This is a genomic window from Enterococcus quebecensis, assembly GCF_001730365.1.
GTDB classification, from domain to species: domain Bacteria; phylum Bacillota; class Bacilli; order Lactobacillales; family Enterococcaceae; genus Enterococcus_L; species Enterococcus_L quebecensis.
The window spans coordinates 274,347-294,049 of the sequence record NZ_MIKB01000012.1; the positions used below are offsets into that span (position 1 = coordinate 274,347).

The 19,703-nt window shown below is 33.3% G+C and carries 16 protein-coding genes, 2 tRNA genes and 2 other annotated features; of the genes, 11 read left to right on the plus strand and 7 right to left on the minus strand.

Annotation, left to right across the window (positions count from 1 at the left end; translation table 11 throughout):
* The first annotated feature begins 193 nt into the window (after window positions 1-193).
* A complete protein-coding gene (gene glmS, locus BCR23_RS05695; RefSeq protein ID WP_069634510.1) occupies window positions 194-2,005 on the plus strand; it encodes a glutamine--fructose-6-phosphate transaminase (isomerizing) in 1,812 nt (603 codons plus the stop codon).
* 57 nt (window positions 2,006-2,062) lie between these two features.
* Here the strand turns inward: glmS and BCR23_RS05700 are convergent, their stop codons facing one another.
* Together BCR23_RS05700 and BCR23_RS05705 are read right to left on the minus strand one after the other, a co-directional pair.
* Window positions 2,063-3,559, minus strand: a complete 1,497-nt coding sequence (locus BCR23_RS05700; RefSeq protein ID WP_069634511.1) for a sensor histidine kinase — start codon at window positions 3,557-3,559, stop codon at window positions 2,063-2,065.
* The gene (locus BCR23_RS05705) at window positions 3,549-4,247 is read right to left on the minus strand and encodes a response regulator transcription factor (RefSeq protein ID WP_069634512.1); all 699 of its coding nucleotides are present in this window, start codon (window positions 4,245-4,247) and stop codon (window positions 3,549-3,551) included. Before BCR23_RS05705 ends, BCR23_RS05700 begins: the two co-directional genes overlap by 11 nt.
* A 123-nt stretch (window positions 4,248-4,370) precedes the next feature.
* Between BCR23_RS05705 and BCR23_RS05710 the strand changes: the two genes are divergently transcribed.
* A complete protein-coding gene (locus tag BCR23_RS05710; protein ID WP_069634513.1) occupies window positions 4,371-4,718 on the plus strand; it encodes a hypothetical protein in 348 nt (115 codons plus the stop codon).
* A 272-nt stretch (window positions 4,719-4,990) separates the two neighbouring features.
* Here BCR23_RS05710 and BCR23_RS05715 read toward each other — a convergent pair whose 3' ends face one another.
* Window positions 4,991-5,896, minus strand: a complete 906-nt coding sequence (locus tag BCR23_RS05715; protein ID WP_069634514.1) for a C40 family peptidase — start codon at window positions 5,894-5,896, stop codon at window positions 4,991-4,993.
* Between the two features lie 396 nt (window positions 5,897-6,292).
* On the opposite strand from BCR23_RS05715, the gene BCR23_RS05720 reads away from it, so the two are divergent.
* The 6 genes from BCR23_RS05720 to BCR23_RS05745 all read left to right on the plus strand — a co-directional run bounded on the left by BCR23_RS05720 (window position 6,293) and on the right by BCR23_RS05745 (window position 12,831).
* Window positions 6,293-6,874: a TetR/AcrR family transcriptional regulator gene (locus tag BCR23_RS05720; protein ID WP_069634515.1), complete on the plus strand. Its 582-nt coding sequence runs from the start codon at window positions 6,293-6,295 to the stop codon at window positions 6,872-6,874.
* A 144-nt stretch (window positions 6,875-7,018) separates the two neighbouring features.
* Window positions 7,019-8,110, plus strand: coding sequence for an ABC transporter permease (locus BCR23_RS05725; protein ID WP_069634516.1), 1,092 nt, complete (start codon window positions 7,019-7,021; stop codon window positions 8,108-8,110).
* Between the two features lie 4 nt (window positions 8,111-8,114).
* Window positions 8,115-8,786, plus strand: coding sequence for an ABC transporter ATP-binding protein (locus BCR23_RS05730; RefSeq protein WP_069634517.1), 672 nt, complete (start codon window positions 8,115-8,117; stop codon window positions 8,784-8,786).
* Window positions 8,787-8,973: 187 nt separating this feature from the next.
* Complete coding sequence (locus tag BCR23_RS05735) at window positions 8,974-9,264, plus strand: hypothetical protein (RefSeq protein WP_069634518.1); 291 nt, start codon at window positions 8,974-8,976, stop codon at window positions 9,262-9,264.
* Window positions 9,265-9,399: 135 nt separating this feature from the next.
* Complete coding sequence (locus tag BCR23_RS05740) at window positions 9,400-10,377, plus strand: tetratricopeptide repeat protein (RefSeq protein WP_240482530.1); 978 nt, start codon at window positions 9,400-9,402, stop codon at window positions 10,375-10,377.
* Window positions 10,378-12,345: 1,968 nt separating this feature from the next.
* Window positions 12,346-12,831: a hypothetical protein gene (locus BCR23_RS05745; RefSeq protein ID WP_069634520.1), complete on the plus strand. Its 486-nt coding sequence runs from the start codon at window positions 12,346-12,348 to the stop codon at window positions 12,829-12,831.
* A gap of 332 nt (window positions 12,832-13,163) precedes the next feature.
* On the opposite strand, the gene BCR23_RS05750 is transcribed toward BCR23_RS05745, so the two are convergent.
* A complete protein-coding gene (locus BCR23_RS05750; RefSeq protein WP_069634521.1) occupies window positions 13,164-13,433 on the minus strand; it encodes a hypothetical protein in 270 nt (89 codons plus the stop codon).
* Window positions 13,434-13,897: 464 nt separating this feature from the next.
* Window positions 13,898-13,969, minus strand: a tRNA-Arg gene (locus tag BCR23_RS05755).
* 59 nt (window positions 13,970-14,028) lie between these two features.
* On the opposite strand from BCR23_RS05755, the gene rpoN reads away from it, so the two are divergent.
* Complete coding sequence (gene rpoN / locus BCR23_RS05760; RefSeq protein ID WP_069634522.1) at window positions 14,029-15,351, plus strand: RNA polymerase factor sigma-54; 1,323 nt, start codon at window positions 14,029-14,031, stop codon at window positions 15,349-15,351.
* A gap of 64 nt (window positions 15,352-15,415) precedes the next feature.
* Here rpoN and BCR23_RS05765 read toward each other — a convergent pair whose 3' ends face one another.
* A complete protein-coding gene (locus tag BCR23_RS05765) occupies window positions 15,416-15,910 on the minus strand; it encodes a GNAT family N-acetyltransferase (protein WP_069634523.1) in 495 nt (164 codons plus the stop codon).
* Between the two features lie 435 nt (window positions 15,911-16,345).
* Between BCR23_RS05765 and BCR23_RS05770 the strand changes: the two genes are divergently transcribed.
* Window positions 16,346-17,467, plus strand: coding sequence for a hypothetical protein (locus BCR23_RS05770; RefSeq protein WP_069634524.1), 1,122 nt, complete (start codon window positions 16,346-16,348; stop codon window positions 17,465-17,467).
* A gap of 146 nt (window positions 17,468-17,613) precedes the next feature.
* On the opposite strand, the gene BCR23_RS05775 is transcribed toward BCR23_RS05770, so the two are convergent.
* Window positions 17,614-17,686, minus strand: a tRNA-Thr gene (locus BCR23_RS05775).
* Window positions 17,687-17,918: 232 nt separating this feature from the next.
* Window positions 17,919-18,153, plus strand: a binding site (T-box leader).
* A 59-nt stretch (window positions 18,154-18,212) separates the two neighbouring features.
* Window positions 18,213-18,463, plus strand: a binding site (T-box leader).
* Window positions 18,464-18,610: 147 nt separating this feature from the next.
* Here BCR23_RS05775 and BCR23_RS05780 point away from each other — a divergent pair.
* Window positions 18,611-19,681, plus strand: a complete 1,071-nt coding sequence (locus BCR23_RS05780) for a methionine ABC transporter ATP-binding protein (protein ID WP_069634525.1) — start codon at window positions 18,611-18,613, stop codon at window positions 19,679-19,681.
* Window positions 19,682-19,703 lie beyond the last annotated feature (22 nt).

A 19,703-nucleotide genomic window follows, 5' to 3' on the forward strand; every position in this document is an offset into this window, starting at 1 on the left:
TGCAAAATTATAACAAAAGCCTAGCTAAGCAGAATAGAAACATATGATGAAAAATTAAGAAATTTGAACCTAGTGATATGGAAACATAAGAAGTTATTTTAACAGGAAATGACTGAAGATAAATTGTTTATCAACGGGGCTTTTTTTCTTAATCATTGACCTAAGACAATTGAGAAAGTAGGAAACGAACATTATGTGTGGAATTGTAGGAATTATCGGAAAAGAGAATGCAACAGAAATTTTGATTCAAGGTTTGGAAAAATTAGAATACAGAGGCTACGATTCAGCTGGGATATTTGTATCAAGAGATGACAAGCAAGAGTATTTAGTAAAGTCTCTTGGAAGAATTGCGGACTTAAAAAAACAAATAACGCCAGAAGTTCAAGGAACTATAGGAATTGGGCATACGCGTTGGGCAACTCATGGAAAACCGAGTGAAGGGAATGCCCATCCTCATACATCAAACAACCGTCAATTTATTTTAGTACACAATGGTGTAATTGAAAATTTTGAGGAAATTAAAGAGGAATTTCTTAAAAATTTTCAATTTGAAGGGGACACAGATACAGAGATTGTTGTAAATTTAATCCAGCACTTTGCGCAAACTGGAATGACAACAAAGGTAGCCATGAAAAAAGCTCTAACTGTGATTAGAGGTTCTTATGCATTTGCTTTGATTGACAAAAACGATCCGACAACAATTTATGTAGCAAAAAATAAAAGTCCGTTATTGATTGGTCTGGGAGATGATTTCAATGTTATCTGCAGCGATGCTATGGCGATGCTCAACCAAACGAATCATTTTGTAGAAATCGCTGACGGAGAACTGGTGACAGTCCAAGCCGATAAAATTAATATTGAAGATGAAAAGGGCAACTCTATTTATCGTGAGTCATATGAAGCACAATTAGATTTAAGTGACATTGAAAAAGGAACATACCCATACTATATGTTAAAAGAAATAGATGATCAGCCAACTGTGATGCGTCGAATTATTCAGGAATATACAAATGCAGTTGGAACGACTGTGATCGATGAGCAAATCATTCGAAAGATAACCGCTAGTGATCGTATTTATATTATTGCTTGTGGTACAAGTTATCATGCTGGTTGGGTAGGTAAAGCAATTATCGAAAAAATGACTACTATTCCAGTTGAGGTTCACCTTTCAAGCGAATTTGGCTATAATATGCCGTTGTTATCAGAGAATCCATTTTTTATTTTCTTAAGTCAAAGTGGAGAAACAGCAGATAGCCGCCAGGTATTGGTACAGACTAATGCTCTTGGGTTACCATCATTGACCGTGACGAATGGATCGGGCTCTACCTTATCCAGAGAAGCGGATTATACACTACTTCTTCATGCTGGACCAGAAATTGCCGTTGCTTCAACAAAAGCGTATACTGCACAAATTGCTGTTTTAGCACTTCTGGCTAAAGCTGTGGGAGATGAAAAGGGAAATCAAGTATCGATTGATTTTAATGTTGCTCATGAATTAAGTGTAATTGCAGCGGTTATGGAAACGATTATTGATGAAAAAATGGTCATCAGTCAGTTAGTGGAGAAGTATTTAACAGATACAAGAAATGCTTTTTATATCGGACGAGGGGTTGATTACTATGTTTCAATGGAAGCTGCATTGAAATTAAAAGAGATTTCTTATATTCAAGCTGAAGGATTTGCAGCAGGGGAATTAAAACATGGTACGATTGCACTGATCGAAGAGGGCACACCAGTTTTCGGTGTGATTACAGATAAAAAAACAGCAGCACATACTCGTGGGAATTTAAAAGAAGTTGAAAGTCGTGGAGCAAATAACTTTGTGATTGCGCTAGCTTCGTTGGCTAAAGAAACAGATCAATTAGTTTTACCGGATGTTCATCCATTGTTGACGCCATTAGTCAGTATTCTACCAACACAATTGATCGCATATTTTGCAACGTTGCAAAGAGGCTATGATGTGGATAAGCCACGTAATTTAGCTAAAAGTGTAACGGTAGAATAAACGAAAGAAGCAACTGAACTCATGCCAAGAGCAGATGAGTTCAGTTGTTTCTTTCGTTTATAAGGGAATTTTAACATAAAACGTGGTTCCCAGTTCTTTATCACTGCTAACGATTAAATCAAAGTGATGTCTTTCAGCTATTTCCTTGGCAATTGTTAGACCTAGTCCTGTGCCATCAAGTTGTTCTTTTGCTGGTGCTTGGTGAAAACGTTGGAAAATTTCTTTTTGTTCTTTTGGTGATATATATGAATCGGGATTATGAATACTGACGATCAATTTATTAGTGTCTGTTTTAACTTGAATAGTTATTCTTGCCTGATTTGGAGAAAATTTGAGAGCATTTTCGATCAAGATAACAAAAAGCTGTCTAATTCGACCATAATCCCCATTCACGATAACAGGTTGTTCTACTGAATTTTCTAATAAGAGTTGTTGTTCTTTTTCAGAGGCTTTCAAGCGTAAACTCCTCAAACAGTCGGATAAAATATCACCAATTGCTACAGGCTCCATTGTTATTATAAATTCCGGATTTTCTAGTCTGGATAATTCCAGTAAATCATTAATCAAACGCTCTAAGACAATTGATTCATCTAAAAGTTGTTGGTGGTATTGCTCAATTTTTTCTGGTTGATCAATCAAACCATCAATTAAAGATTCAAGAGATCCACGAATCACAGTTACGGGTGTTCTAAGTTCATGAGAAATCGTAGACAAGAAATTTTTTTGTGCCTGTTCTCGATTTTCTCTTTGAAATTTGGCTTCAGCTAGTCGATTTTTTAGAATAGTTAATTTTTCTCCTAGTTGACCTATTTCATTTTTTTCGATGATATCCAGTGATTCTTCATAATTTTCTACAACAAGTTCTTCGGTAAAATTACTCATCTTATTAATTGGTGCAATGAACTTTTTTGATAATATGATAGAAAGAAAAAGCCCAATGATCCAAGCGATCAAAATACTAATGAAAAGAAGTACATACCCCTGCTTTTTCTCTTTATGAACAGTGGATACTGCTGAATGAAGTAATACAACAGCTAAAACGTCACCGCTACTGTTTTTTATAGGAGAACCTACTGTAACCGTTGGTTCTCCTATAAAATTACTAAAAGCATCACTTGTAGTTGTCTTACCTGTATACACTTTTTTTATAACATCACGAGCATTTGTTGGCAACTTATTATATGCTTTACTATGCATACCATGCCCTACAGTGATCGTATCTGCATTTTCATCAACAATCCAAATATCATCCATTGCTAATTCATCCATGAATTTAAGGAAAGAAGAATATCCCATTCCCATTTTCATTGAGGAATTCGAACCCATCATATCATGCATAGAAGAACTGTTATTACTGCTTGATGTTTTTTGTTCGGAGAAATAATCAGTCAAGGTATCCGCTATGACCACTGCACGCCGAGTCATCTCTTCAGTATGAATAGTGACCGTTTGTTTAGAAAATAATAGCCCAAATGCTATGCCGATGACAATCGAAAAAAGTAATAAAGTGAGTGAAAAATAAAGAATGAGTTTTCTAGTTAGTTTATTTTTCATTTTTGCCCTCAAACTTATATCCTTGTCCCCAGACTGTAGCGATTTCCCAGTTTGGATGGTCGATTTCATCTAATTTGGCTCGCAATCGTTTGATGTGCGTATCAACGGTTCTAGCATCACCATAGTAATCAATCCCCCATAAACTATCCAGTAAATTATCTCTTGAAAATACTTTTTCTCGGTTTGCTAAAAGGAGCCAAAGAAGTTCCAATTCTCTTTTAGTCAACATGATTTCTTGTTTGGCAATAGTCACTTTTTTTTCTTCCAAGTAGACAATTAAATTATCATAAATTAATTGATCCATGGTATGTTGGTTATCATCTGTTCGTTCAATTCGTCTTAAAATAGCTCTGACTCTAGCCATGACTTCACTTGGAGAGAAGGGTTTAACAATGTAATCATCTGCACCAATGTCTAATCCCATAATTCGATGAAAGTCTTCGCCTTTGGCTGTAACCATGATGATTGGTACATTTGATGTTTCGCGTATTTTTTTACAAACATCGAAACCATCGATTTTGGGGAGCATGACATCTAATAAGATAAGCTCAACTGAATGGTTAAAGAATTGTTGCAATGCTTCTTTTCCATCGGAAGCAATGATTGGGGAAAAACCTTCTTTTAAAACATATTCTTTTAAGACTTCAGTAATTTGTGAATGATCGTCAACTATCAAGATGTTTTTCATGGCACGTCCTCCTATACTCTTCTTTTATTATAGTCAATAAATCTATGTTTGGGGAATTTTTTTTTGACACATATTTGACACAATTTGCGGATAAACTAAAGAAAAGATTGGAGGAATCAAGAAATGAAGAAAAAAATAATTAGTAGCCTCATTTTAGCAGTATTTCTAGGAGCCTTTGGGATTTTCACAGTTGCTGAAGCTGTTGGGAATTCTGAAGATAACAGGATGAATACATTTGAAATGGAAGGTAGAGGTGGACGACACTGGAAAAATAAGCAAGAGGACATTACTAATGAACTAGAGAAAAGAGTTAATGCGGGTGAGCTGACGAAAAAAGAAGCCTCTGATATTCAAAAGGAATGGAAAGAAACAACTGATTATTCTTTCCATCGAAGAGGAAGGCGCGAACATAGTCAGATGGATAGAGATAACCGAAGAAATTATGGGAGAATGAATAATTCTTGCTGGTAAAGGCTAGTAAAAATAAGCAAAAAAAAATGCTCCCCCATCAAATTGATGGAGGGAACACAAATCAAATTACACACAAGAATAAAATACCACACTTCCCCGAAATTCTCAATAATTTCGACTTATATATAAATAAATGAGAATAAAATTAGGATGAAAACACGATTTGTTTGATATATTATCTTTTTTGTCATTTTTTAACCCAAATTGAATAATAAATAGGATGAGATCAAAGTATTTTTACTTTGATCTCATCCTATTTGACTCTAGAGTAATTATACAATATGTATTGCAAAATCTGGAGCATAAGAAGCAACTGTTGCAACTTGTACAACATCACCAGGAACGGGGGCATGGATATAAGAACCATCACCTGTTGAAATACCGACATGGTAAGTTCCACCCTGACTTCCCCAGAAAACTAGATCGCCAGCTTTAGCGTCAGAGACTGGAATAGTTGTTCCAGCACTCTCTTGATCAACGGTTGTTCGACCTATAGATCGACCGGCTGAGGCGAAAGCAACTTGAACCAATCCAGAACAATCGAAAGCGTCAGGACCAGCTGCACCATAAACATAAGGTTTACCTAGATGTGATTTTGCTGCGGCTACAATAGCAGACCCAGTATCAGATTGTTTTGCTTGTTCTGTTTGTTGTTTTTTTGCTTGTGCTACTTGTTCTGATAGTTGTGCTTCTTGATCATTGAGTTGTGACTGTTGCTTCGAAATGGTTTGTGTTTCTGTTTTTAAGCTTTCTTGTTGTTGTTTTAGCTCAGTCAACTGTTCATTTTTCTCATCTAGAGTATTTGATGTTGTGTTATCGTTAATAACGATTGGTGAAAAGAATGAACTAATATTTTCAGACTGATTGCTGCTTTTTGTTGAAGTGTTAACAATATTTCCGATAGACTTGAGTTTTTTTAAATGGTCAAGATCAATCTGGATTTTTTTAATTTTTTCATCTAAAGTAGATAATTGACTATTTTTTTTGATTTGTTGTTCTGAAACTTTTTGTTTTGTTTCTTTTAGTTGTGATAATTTTTGTGAAGATTCTGTAATGATTTTTTCTGAATGTACGGATTCTTCAGCAGGGTTTGCAAATGCTTGATTACTTAGTAGTAAACTTGCAGAAAGGGTTACACAGCTTAAAACTAATTTAGTAATGAATTTATTTTTTTTCAAAAAAACTCTCCTTAAAAATAAAAATTGGTCTTTATATTTGAAAGCAAAAATGTAAGTTTGCAAGTTGCTTTTCTTTTTCTAAGGCCAACTAGTATTTAAACACAGGAAGTATGAATTGTCTGTAAAAGGGAGGTTAAATGTTTGTTTCTGGAGTTACAAAAAACGATCATTTATTTCAAAAAAATTGTTTGTTGTAATGTAAACGCTGTTAGATTTCGATAACAACAGTTATTCCGTGAGATTGACATAGGATAGTCATTTAGAAAGTATGAATCAAGTTGCAGTTGATAAAAAAGAAGAGGTTTTTTTTAGTTACTATCTTTTTTGTCAATTTTGCTTTAAAATAGTTCATGAAGCCATGAGGATGTAATCATATGAAAGTTTGGAGGAGAGGGAATGAAAAAAGAGAAAGTGTTCGAAGTGACTCACCAGTCTATTTTAGAAACTGCGAAAGCACTTTTTTTAGAAAACGGATATAGAAATACCTCTACTCGTGATATTGCTAAGGCAGCAAATATTACACAGCCGGCGTTGTATTATCATTTCTCCACGAAAGAACTTTTGTTTATTGAAATAAATAAACAAATTGGCAGCCAGTTAAAAAATGATATTGAACAAATTGAGAAAAGTCCAGACTCTTTGGAGAATCAATTGATTAAATGTACAAATGCATTGTTGAGTGTGTACCATAGAGATATTTTTTCCTTTATTCATCAAAGTGCAGCTGAGATGGAACAGGACAATAAACAGCAATTGTTTTATATATTAAATGATTATTATCTGGAACCAATACAAGCTATTTTTGAATCAAATCAAAACCCATTAAGTAACAAGATCACTTCTCGAAAGGCAGCGCAGTTTTATCTGATGAGTTTATCCTTGTTGTTTTCAACGATTCACCAACTTTCTACAGAAAAAGAACGATCTGAGCAAATCGCTGATTTGATGGAAATGGTTTTGCATGGAGTACTATCTTAAAGAATTAAACAATTATTTTTATCAGTTGATAAAAAAGTTGTTTAATTCTTTTTTTCATGTTAATATTTTTATCAAGCGATAAAAAAGTGTATTTCTTTTTTTTTAGGCATTTTTTTATCAGTTGATAAAAAAGAGGTGGAATCCATGTTTTTAGGTTTAGAAGAGATGAAGTACTTTAAACTTCGGTATACTTTAGTAGTTGGTGTCATTGTTTTAGTAGCTTACGTTGCATTCATGTTGTCTGGGTTAGCTAATGGTTTGGCTCAAGGTGTGCGACAAGGTGTGGATAATTGGGACGCAACAAGTATCATCTTATCGGATGATGCAAATAAGAGCTTGAATGCTTCAAGTCTAGCAATGAGTGATTTGGATCAAGTGGAAGCAAAACAAAAAGAAGCATTGGGACAATACGCTGGGGCGTTGAATAAAGTCGGTCACAACAAAGAATCTGATAAAATCAATATTTCTCTTTTTGGTGTGACTGAGAATAGTTCAATCAAACCCAAATTAGTTGAGGGACGTTATTTTGAAAACCAGGGAGAAATCATCATTCCAAAAAATTTAGTGGATAAAGGAATCAAGCTAGGTGATACTGTAAAAATCGGAAAACTTGATAAAGAGTTGAAAGTGGTTGGTATCACAAACCAAAATAGTTTTAGTATCGTACCACTGATTTATACATCTATAGATCAATGGCAAGAACTTAAATTTGGCAAAATTATAGAAGGAGATCAAGCTCCAATCAATGGAATTGTTGTTCGATCTACTCCAACAAATAAAATTACATTCGCAAAGGATAATGATGACTTAGCTAAATATGATATTGAAGACTTTATCCAAAAATTACCTGGATACAGTGAACAAAATCTGACTTTAAATGCGATGATTTATTTCTTATTTGCGATCACAGCTGCGATAATAGGGATATTTATTTACGTGATGACCTTACAAAAGATTAGTTTATTTGGTGTTATGAAAGCACAAGGGGTTTCAAACGGGTACATTATAAAATCTATCATTGCTCAGACCTTCATTTTAGGAGTGATTGGTGTTGCGATTGGTGTAGTCTTAACTTTACTTACAAATCTTGTACTACCATCTGCCATGCCATTTGAATTAGATAGTGTTAATTTAGCACTGTATAGTATAGTGTTGGTCTTTGTTGCTGTATTAGGGGGAGTTTTCTCTATTCGTACAGTTACTCATGTTGATCCAATGAAAGCGATAGGAGGTTAATTACATGACTGATATTTTAGTAATGGATGATATTCGTAAGACGTTTGGCAAAGGTCATGCGAAAGTCGAAGCATTAAAAGGGATTAATTTAAACGTTGAAGCAGGAGAATTTGTCAGTATCATCGGACCTTCAGGTTCTGGAAAAAGTACATTTTTGACAATTGCTGGTGGTTTACAAACACCAACATCTGGTACCATTAAGATTAACGGTAAAGATTTTACCAACTTAAATGAAAAAAAACGTTCAAGACTACGTTTTGAGGAAATTGGGTTTATTTTACAAGCCTCTAATCTGATTCCTTTTCTTACTGTGGAAAAACAATTTACTTTAGTAGATAAAATTGAAAAGAAAAAAAAGGAAACGCAACGAGTTAATGAACTATTGTCTTCTTTAGATATAGCCGATTTGATTCATAAATTTCCTAGAGATTTGTCAGGTGGAGAACGTCAACGAGTAGCTATTGCTCGTGCATTGTTCAATGAACCAAGTTTGATTTTGGCCGATGAACCAACAGCAAGTTTGGATACAGAACATGCCTACGAAGTTGTAAAACTTTTAGCAAAAGAAGCTCATGAAAAACAAAAAGCAACCATAATGGTCACTCATGATCCTAGAATGATCGAGTGGAGCGACAATGTTTACCGTATTGAAGACGGTGAGCTAACAAAAGAGTAATTTAAATAGTAGTAGAGAGGAAATAGACTCAAAAGTTTATTTCTTTTCTTTTTAATTTTAAGTGTTATAAAATTCAATTTTAGGTTATGATGAGAGTGGAGAAAAAGTAAATGGTTGACAAGGTGTCGTTTACTTGTAGTTGGGATAAAGAACTAATAAATTAAGCAGCAGAAAGTGAGGCAGTGCAATGGATAATCGAGTAGAGGTAATGACCTTTTCGCAATTAAAGAAGCTTGTGGAAGAGTTAGACGCAAATGATCGTATTAATGATGATACAAAAGTATTTATTGATACTGGTTGGGATAGTGTTCAAGAGGTTGAACCAAACGCTTTTAATGTAGAGGACGTTGTAGAATTTAAAGTACAAGATGAGTTGACAAAAGAATTTTATGTTGGCTTCACTTTGATAGAAAAAGCAGAACGGATGCAGGCACAAGGACAAGCAGAAACAGCCATTATTATTAGAAACTTATATTAGCAAGTAGTTAAGCTTTTTTGGCGATAACTAGTTTGAAGTGAAAGTTTTTCCTTTTTAAAGTATACACACTATTTCTTTTTGGTATCATTTAGTAATAACAAGTGCTATATCATGAGAAATAACATTAGGAAGGTGGTGTTTCTGTTGACAAATAAAATTCCATTTCCAAAGAACTATGAACGGTTTATTGAGTTGGGACAAGAAGCAATAAAAAAGGATAAATTGAGTGAGGCAGTTGATTATTTTGAACAAGCTTATGCAATTCGACAAGATTTTCCACTGAATTTAGTACTGGTAAATATGTATCTAGAGGTTGGCGAAAATGAGCAAGCTTTATCTTTGGCTGCAGAAATGAAAGAAAACTATTTCGCTTATTTAGATTACATGGAACTTTATATACAAATTTTGATTAAGAATCATATGTTTATTCAGGCGCATAGCATAATCAATGAGCGGATCTTGATGGAACAAAGTGGAGAAATGAGAAAGTTGATTTCTTTGAAGAAAAAAGTTCGCCATGTTGAATTGCTGTATCAACAATATGAAGTTGTGAAAATCAAAGAACTAAAAGAAGAGATGAACTATTTAAACACACATAATTACTATGAACAATTAACCATCGTAAAAAAAGCTGGCAAATTGCCTCAAGATGAATTTATTCTTATGGGAAAAAAGATTTTATTGGATGAGCGGGTACATAATTTGGTTCGGTCATGGGTATTAGAAGAGCTTGTAAATCTCCATGTTAAAGAAGAAGTCGAATTTTTGTGGAGAGATAACAAAAAATATACAGTTGTTCCGGCGATTGTGGGGACTCCGCTAGATTGTGCAGCTTATCAAAGGATTTTGCTGTTTTTAGAAAAGGAACTGATCAATGACGATCCTATTTTATTAGTAGATATTATGGAAGAAATACGATTACATTTTGCTCTGTTATATCCATTGGCAGATAAAATTATTGAAAATCCCAAATTATGGGCAATTACGTATATTATTTCCTATAATCATTCAATAGCAAAAAAGTATCAATTGGATGAAGATCAACTGGAAATAGAAAAGATCCAAAAATTACAAAGTAAAATTCGTTTTGAACTTGAAACAATGGTTTTATAAAGAGAAAAAGAGTAAAGGAAAGACAAATTCCTTTACTCTTTTTTGTGCAGAAATAATAGATAAATTTATTTTCTAGTCGTTAGATTGATAAATACTAAGAGGACAAATGAGAGTATGAAGTATAAAAGAATTCCTCCTTGTAAAATGGTGATGACTAAAAATAAAAGTTGATAATCAATCATTGTTAATTGATTAAAATAATGACTTAAAATAAACTCTATAAGAGCTAAAAGAAGAGATACAACTAATAGTTTTTTATGACGTTGACTCAATAAGATCGACTATCCTAACTAAAATTATTTATTAAAAGATTATCATAGCATAAAAAATAAATTATATTTTTCATTTTTTAGATGAATTCTATAGAAAAGTGAGAAAATGTAGGGAGTTAAGGGGATATTGCTATAAATATTATTGAAAATAAATAAAAAACCACTACTCGGACTGAGTTAATAGCTTTTGTACTGTTTTTTTTAGTTCTTTTGTAAACGAATGCTTTATTGATTGTTAAAATCAAAGTCATTTTTAGTCAATCCTGTTGTCTCCTGGAATCTAGTTGCTAAATACATCGCAATCAGAGAAATATGTTTAGAAGCACTCTCTTCAGATGGAAAGATTGCTTCCTTATATAAATGGGTTTATTTCGTGGTGTGATGCAATAAAAAACAGACTAACGACTTAGCGTTAATCTGTACGGTCATTATGGTCTTAAAAAGTTAGGCAGATAGACATAAAAAAGTTCAAACATTTAAATCACTCCTTCCAAAAATTTAGGATTAACTAATAACAAAATGCTGGAATCAATAAACAAACAACTACTAATGCTACTGTCATGAAATCACGTCTTTTGAAAGTTAATAACTGTTTGATGTAACTTAATGTTACCATTTAGACAGAAAAATGTCAATATGAAATCGGAATTTTCTGACAATTAAGGAGGACACAACACTTGCAAATGATTGATAATGTGATAAAAAAAGCATGTAAAACTATATAACAATTGTAAAATTGATAATCATACAACTATGTTTAGACTTGAAAACGAAGTGGATCGTCAAGAGTAAGCTACGAGATTATATCAGATAATGCAACTCAAATCATCACTACCAATTCGACAGGATATAGAGGAGGTACTTGAGTTACAGCAAGTAGTAGTGGATTTTATAAACTATACAAAGTCAAACGCTAGGTGATTTTATGACTTATTAGAGACGATTGACAATAATTATAAAGGGGCTACTGAGTTTGGTACGCTTGCCGAAAAAAACAATTAGGCAAGGACTTTTTTAGGGGTGGCGACAGAGACATCGATTATTTGAGGTTTGCACAGTTTTGAATCGCTTGGATTACAAGAAACTAAAAAAGATATTGATATGAACTGGTATGTTGAGGGAATTGAGAAATATATTTTTAAGGAGGAGGTAAAGTGAGCGATTGATCTTAGTAGTTATTTCTCTAGTCGTTTCTATAAATTGGAGCAGATAGTTTATGAAACGACTAGAAAATGGACAAATGTTTTTTTGAAACTGAACCTAAAAGGGCAAAATAATTTATAAACAAATTTTAAGGGAATTCTGATCCAATGAAGTGATTACGCCCCTTTCATCGATTAAATTATTTTTAAAATTTTGAATAGATCGAGAGTTAAATAGACCTAATGATTGTTGTGTATTTAGCGGAAAAAGATCGGCAAAAACAATTATACGATTATTTAGCGACCACAAGTCTTTATCTTTTGAAATGTATGTCCACTGAAGGTCTTTCTGTGGGTGATTAAAATTAAGAAGGAGCTGTAGTGTTTAGTGAAGGTTGCTTAATTATTAGAGCAGGGCATGGTCATAACTTGAACGGGTATAACAAGTATTTATCGCTGATTTTGTTTCTTTTTATATGGTTATTCATGTTATTGGTTGTATATAATATTCTATGTGGTAGAATGATGTTCAAACGAAGGGAGAGTTAAATAGTATGAAAAAGAAATTATTAGCAGCTGGATGTTTGGTAGCTTTCGGATTGCTTCTAAATGGTTTATCAGCAGTGACAGCATCGGCAAAAGAAAATGTTGGTCTGGTATCAGGACCTATGACAAGAGCAACTGTTGTTAGGCAAGTGTTCACTTTGGGAAGTGGAGATTATAACTACATCCGTATAAGCACAACGAATAAAGCTAATTTTGCATCAAAAGTATTAGTCAAAGTTAAAGCAGAGAATCCAAACAATGATTATTTCGGTTTACATCATAACGGCAAAAAGGACGAGGTAATATTTACTAGCAATTCCGTTGAAGAATACAAGTTTTCTGCAGCAACAAATAGCTCTCAAAATCAAACTGAATATATTTATATATCTAATTATTCAGCCGTTCCGATTAAATTTACAATAGGTTACACAATGGGAATACACATGAAATCAATTCCTTGTATCGACTACAGCGACATTGATTTTAACTTATAAAACAAACAAGGAGATAGCTCAACGGCTATCTCCTTGTTCTGTGTTACGGTTTATGCTACTTGTGACGGTAAACAGCATTTTAACTATGTATAAAGTTTTAAATAATAAATCAAGATCGCTCATTGAGTGTTTTTTTTGTATAGAGGTAAGTAGATGGAAGATTTAATCATTTCAACATAATCCAAGGAATAATGATGAGGTCGTAATTATGTGGCTAACATCATTAAAAAATTCTGGATTCAAGGTTCCTATTGTTATTGATAAAAACAACGTTATTGTGGCTGGTCATACATGATAAAAGGCAGCGATTAAATTTTTCGTACATTAACAAATTATTCTTCGATGGAATTAATTTCTGTTATTAATTTAGAGTAGATGAGTGTTCCGATTAAACTAATTAAAATACCAAAGGCTCCAAAAAAGTATTTCAACTCAATGATTGCCCAGACAGACACAATTAATATTATAATAGCAGCAACCAATAGTAATGAAGCTCTTTTCTTCATTTTGTTCTTAAAATTCATGTTAAAGCCTCTTTTCTTAAGATAAAATGTATTCATTATATCTGCAATCTGCTGCTTCTTTTTTATCACAACTTTCATTTTTTACTCATCGTGATTGAGGTATTTATATAATACATTATGTCTGTAGGTTCGTAAATGTTATTTTTAATCATTATATATTAATGATATCATTCTAGACTAATGATAAAAATGGATGAATATCATTAGTTAAAACAGGAAATAAAGAGAAATATATACTTATAATTGAAATATACTTTATGTTAAAACAATTATTTTGGAGGAGATATAACTGGGAAAGATTAAAAAAATAGCTAATATGGTTGTATCTGTTATTTTTTATTTTACCGATTATAAGTAAAAAACTCTCCTGAAATAACAGGAGAGTTTTTGATTTTATTATGTTTTGGCTAACAGATTTTTACACCCAAATCAGCATAAAATTTAAATAAATAATCACTGTGAAAATATGTTATAATCAGTTCTAGGACTGACATAGTAGTAAAAAATCATGATAAATCTATATTATAACAAGTTATAAAAATCGCGCCCTGAGGGAATCGAACCCCCGTCTCAAGAACCGGAATCTTACGTGATATCCACTACACTAAGGGCGCAAGCACGCTTACTAGTTTAGCTGATATTTTAATAAATTACAAGGGGAAGGACAAAAATAATGAAATTTGAACAACATCTATCCCAACAACAAAAACAAGTCCAAAAGCTTGCCATGACACAACAATTACAGCAGTCTATTCAAATTTTACAATATAATTCTGAAGAACTTTACTCATATATAGAAGCCAAAGCATTGGAAAATCCTCTGATTGATGTACAAATGGATACAAACTATGGAGATTTTGCAAGCTCTAGCAGCCAAACGTATACAAATGAAGAAAACAACTACATAAATCAGATTCCCGATAATCACCTATCGCTTTTTGAATATTTGATTGATCAAATTCATTTAAATTATCGAGATACATATCTTCGAACGCTTGTTTTGTTTTTAGTTGAGTACATTGATTTAAATGGATATTTGATGATCGATCTAGATGAAGCAACCGAAAAGACAGGAGCAAAATCTATCGAGATGTTAGATGCTTTGACCTTGATTCAGCAATTAGATCCAGCAGGAGTAGGTGCTAGAGATCTACGAGAATGTTTGATGTTACAGGTTGAGCGGGATGATACTGCACCAGCCTTAGCCTATATCGTAATTGAAGAAGAGTTTGATCATTTGGCAAATCGGAAATGGGGATTGATTGCTAAAAAATTTGAAGTGGAGTTATCTGAGATTCAGGCAATTTTTGATTATATTCAAACATTGACACCAGCACCTGGAAGTATATTTGAATCTACCTCAGGACTTTACATACGCCCTGATTTAACAGTGAGGATCAAAGACAACCAGTTGTCAGTTCTCTCTAATAAAACAGGTACCCCAACAATTCAGTTTCAACAAGCTTATTTTAAGCGGATGGAAGCAACTGACGATAAAGAAGTTCAAGAATATATCAAGGAAAAGAAAAATGAATTTGAGTGGTTGGAAAAGACAATTATTCAGCGAGGTGACACGATTTTAAGAGTTGGTACAGAGATTGTTAAACGCCAGCAAGAATTCTTTTTTAAAGAGGACAGGCCGCTAAAACCAATGACCTTAAAAGAAATTGCGGAAACATTGAACATTCATGAATCAACGGTTAGTCGTACAGTCAATGGCAAATATCTAGAAACCGATTTTGGAGTTTTTGAGCTTAGGTCTTTCTTTTCACACGGATTATCAAATGAAAGTACGGGAGAAGAAACATCGACAGGCAGCATAAAAAAACAACTACAAGTGCTAGTTGATAATGAAAATAAAGCCAAGCCTCTGTCTGATCAGAAATTAGTCGATTTACTGCAAGGAAAAAAAATTGAAATTTCTCGCCGTACTGTTACGAAATATCGAGAAGCTTTAGGAATTCCCTCATCTTCTAAGCGTAAGAGATATGATTGATTGGAAGATATACAAAAAAGAGCTGTAAATAGCTCTTTTTTTGTGTAATTGATTTTTTGAAAAATTATGGACACCAAATCAAATGCTCAGAAGGCAAACCATCTTCAATTCCCTGCCAAACAGAAGTAAAGTGATATTTTTTTAATAGGTGTTTTGATGCACCATTACTGGGGTCAATAATGGCATAAACAGTATGCTGAGATAATACTGTTGACTGTTTTACTAGATTTAATAAAGTAGAAATAATTTGTGTGGCGTATCCCTTACCCCAGTGTTTGGGCAAAACCATATAGCCAATTTCTATTTTATGGTTTTCATCCCAAGAAAGTTTTCCAAAGCCGATAAAAGTTTCTTGGTCGACTATTTTATAATAGCCAGTTTGATCATTATGAGAGGCATTGTAGGCAAGAATTTTTTTGAAATTTTCAGTAGCTTCAGTTTCCGTTTCAGCTTTTTCTGTGATATAGCGCATGACACGAATATCCTTGGTGAGAATGGAATAAAGGGATTGATCGTTATCCTGATAATACTCAATAGTTATGTTGTTGTTGGCTGACATTTTTTCACCTCTTTGAAAGTCTTATTCTATTATACTTGTTTTTTAGAAAAATAGAATCTGAATGAGTAGGGGATTCATGGATAGAAGTTGAATACTGATGGAATATAGACATAGTAAAAATCTTGTATCAGCTTCATATACATTATATTAAATGATTTCTACCTTCTAAAAAACTAACCGAAATCTGACGCTGAAATTGTTATTATACAATTGTAAGTCAATAATAAGTTTTTAGAAGGAGGGGATGTATGACATAGTTTTACGAAATAGTTTCATGGAACAAGTCATTCGGACTATTTTTATTTAGAAAATTAGACTTTTGAATGATAGCGGTTTCATAAGGAGGGCAATACTATTGAAATAGACTAATTTATTATCGAATGCTTAAAAATCTAGTTTATCATTCTAAAATACACAGTAAAAGGAGAAGTTATCATGAAAAAAAGAAACATATATCTGATTTTACTTTTGATAGTAATTGTATCAATTGGAACACTTACTGTTTATAATTCAAAAAATAATACTTCAAAAGTTCAATCGGAAGAAAACTCCACTTCGGACTCTAAAAAGAAAGAATCTTCATTGAAATTTCCTTTAGATAAAAATAAACCTCCGTTTAAAGATTTGAAGAAAGAGTGGGATTCGATGGATTTTGACCGCTACTTTTTGATGGGTGCCCAACAAGCATGGGAAGCTTGGCCTTATGCAGGAAAAGTTTGGCAAGGTGCGGACTATACTAACTATGGATATGGATTAGCTAACGAAACATATACTTGGATTGCATATCCTGATAAAACAATTGAAAAGATTTATACGAAAGACTTACCTGATGATATACGCACACAAATAGAAGTACCAGTACTTTTTATGGATGAGACATACAATGGCAAAGCATTTGCTGCAACAGTTGAAAAAGAGAACTACTTTGATCAACCATATCAAGACACTCAATTTGAATCATTGCCAAAATCAACCGTTCATTTTGCGATTAGTACCCATGAATTATTTCATGGTTTTCAAGGAAGTTGGGCGTTAAAGAAGAATGAATATGCTAATGTTATGGATTCAGATTTTTTAGAAAAAACAAATAAATCTGCTGCAAATAAAGAGGCTAGAAAAATACGAGCAAACTTGATGAATAGTTTACGAAAAGCAATTTTGCTTCCTGAGAAGGAAAAAGAATATTTAGATGAGGCAAAATACTGGCATACAAAATATAAGACAGAACAGAGCGAGGATGCGGATTTTGTAAGAGGAACTGATTTATATGAAGGATCAGCAAGATATTTTGATGATGCAATGAGTGTACGTTCTGTTCTTGGTGTGGATGCTTCAAAAGACGAAATATTTAAAGCCTATCAGAAAATGGTAAAGCTAGACTTTACGGAGGAAAAAGACTTGTCTGGACCAGATGAATCTTATGAACTTGGTGGCTTTACCGGCATGTTATTAGAAAAACATAATGATAATTTGGACTGGCAAAAAAGAGTAGAGAAAGGCGAATTATTACTTGATGTATTATTAGAGGATTATGAAGCGAAATTACCAGAAGAATAAAGGTAAGAATATAAAAAGGTCTTAATTTGAAGGAATAAAAAAGCTATGTGCGTTGTTTTATATCGTGTGAGCAACGTACACAGTTTTTTTCGAAAAATTATGTAGAATAAGAAAAAAAGAACCTTGATATATCAAGATTCTTCGAGAGCCACCTGACGGATTCGAACCGTCGACCCCCACCTTACCATGGTGGTGCTCTACCAGCTGAGCTAAGGCGGCATGTTTATGTAATACAGATAACAGATTACCGTAGATGTTAGATTTTGTCAATAAATTTTCGTGTGTAAAATACGAGACTGGAAAGATTTCTTGACAGTCATAGAGAAGAATTTTAAAGGTACTTTAAAACAATGAGTGAATCCGCTCTGCTGAAATGATTATTGAATAAATGAAAAAACTATTTGACAGAAATTTTATTTTCCAGTAGAATACAACTTAACAACAAGTGAATAACAATCCGTTGAAGAGAAGAGTAAATTTGGATGTGCTTTACTAGAGAGTCTCGGTTGGTGAAAAGAGACAAGCGCAAAAGAGTTGAAGATGGCCTCATGAGGACAAGCTGTTGATAGGTAAGCAGCTTCGGGAAAGCACCCGTTATCAAAGCAACAAGTTAGAAGACTTGGTCTAAGAAAAGTAATTACGATTACTTTAAAACAAAGGTGGTACCGCGATTATTCGCCCTTTACTAGCATACGCTAGTAGAGGGCTATTTTTATGTTTTACAAATAACTAATACAATTGAATACACAAAGCAATGAGATGGAAAGTACAGATGGAATGTTATCTAACAGAGAGCTTGGGTAGCTGAAAACAAGCGATAAACGAAATCTAGAAAATGGCCATTGAGCAGCGCTTCGAGTGACTAGTTCATAAGACAGCGACGGACGCATCCGTTAACATGCTAGAGTATAATCAATTTTTATTGACGTACTTGATGAGGATATCTATGTGAATAGATATCAAATAGAGGTGGTAACACGCAAAAGCGTCCTCAAATGTATAATTTTATACATTTGAGGACGTTTTTTTTTGATAAATGAGGAGATGATAGTGAAGCAGTTTTAAAGTAGTGAATTCAATTTTAGAAAATAAAATGTATTAAATAAAGCAAAAGAACAGGCAGAATTAAAGGAGGAACAAAGAATGATTGAGTTAAAAAATATAGATGTCACCTTTTACCAGAAAAAACAACAAATCAATGCAGTAAACGATGTTTCACTAAGGATTGAAAGAGAGGATATTTTTGGTATCGTTGGCTATTCTGGAGCAGGGAAAAGTACACTGGTTCGTGTTATTAATCTGTTACAGCGTCCAACTTCTGGAAAAGTCATCATTAATGGTAAAAATATTTTGGATTTTTCATCAAAAGAGTTACGTTTACAGCGCAAAAAAATTGGTATGATCTTTCAGCATTTCAATTTAATGAAAGAACGAACGATTTTTGGAAATATTGACTTCTCATTAAAATATTCTGGATTGACTAAAAAGCAGCGAAGAGAAAAAGTTGAAGAATTGCTTGAACTTGTAGGCCTTTCAGATAAAAAAGAAGCTTATCCGAGCCAACTATCTGGTGGACAAAAGCAACGGGTAGCAATTGCTAGAGCATTAGCCAATGATCCAGAAATTTTATTATGCGATGAAGCAACCAGTGCGTTGGACCCTAAAACGACAATTCAAATTTTGGACTTATTAAAGAAATTAAATAGAGAGTTGGGCTTAACGATAGTTTTGATTACCCATGAGATGCAAGTGGTTAAAGAAATTTGTAATAAAGTTGCCGTGATGGAAGATGGTCAGGTAATCGAAAAAAATGATATTGTTTCGATTTTCAGTCAACCAAAAGAAGCCTTGACGAAGGATTTTATCCGTACCGCGACGCACATTGATCAAGCATTGGAGACGATTCTTCAACATCCTAGCTTGACAGATTTAGGTGGAAATGAAGTGTTAGTTGAATTTTCTTATGTAGGTGAGCAAACAAGTGAACCGCTGATTGCTCAGCTGTATAGTAAGTATCACGTAGTCACGAACATTTTATATGGCAATGTCGAAATTTTACAGCAAGTACCTATTGGCAATTTGATTGTCATTCTTTCGGGAGAAGAACATCAAAGGGAAAAAGCACTGAGCTTTTTAGAACAACAAGGAGTGAAGGTAAAAATTTTAAAAGTAAGAAAGGTAAAAGAGAAAATTGTACCTTTACATGTCATCTAAATAAAATAACTATCTAGTAAGA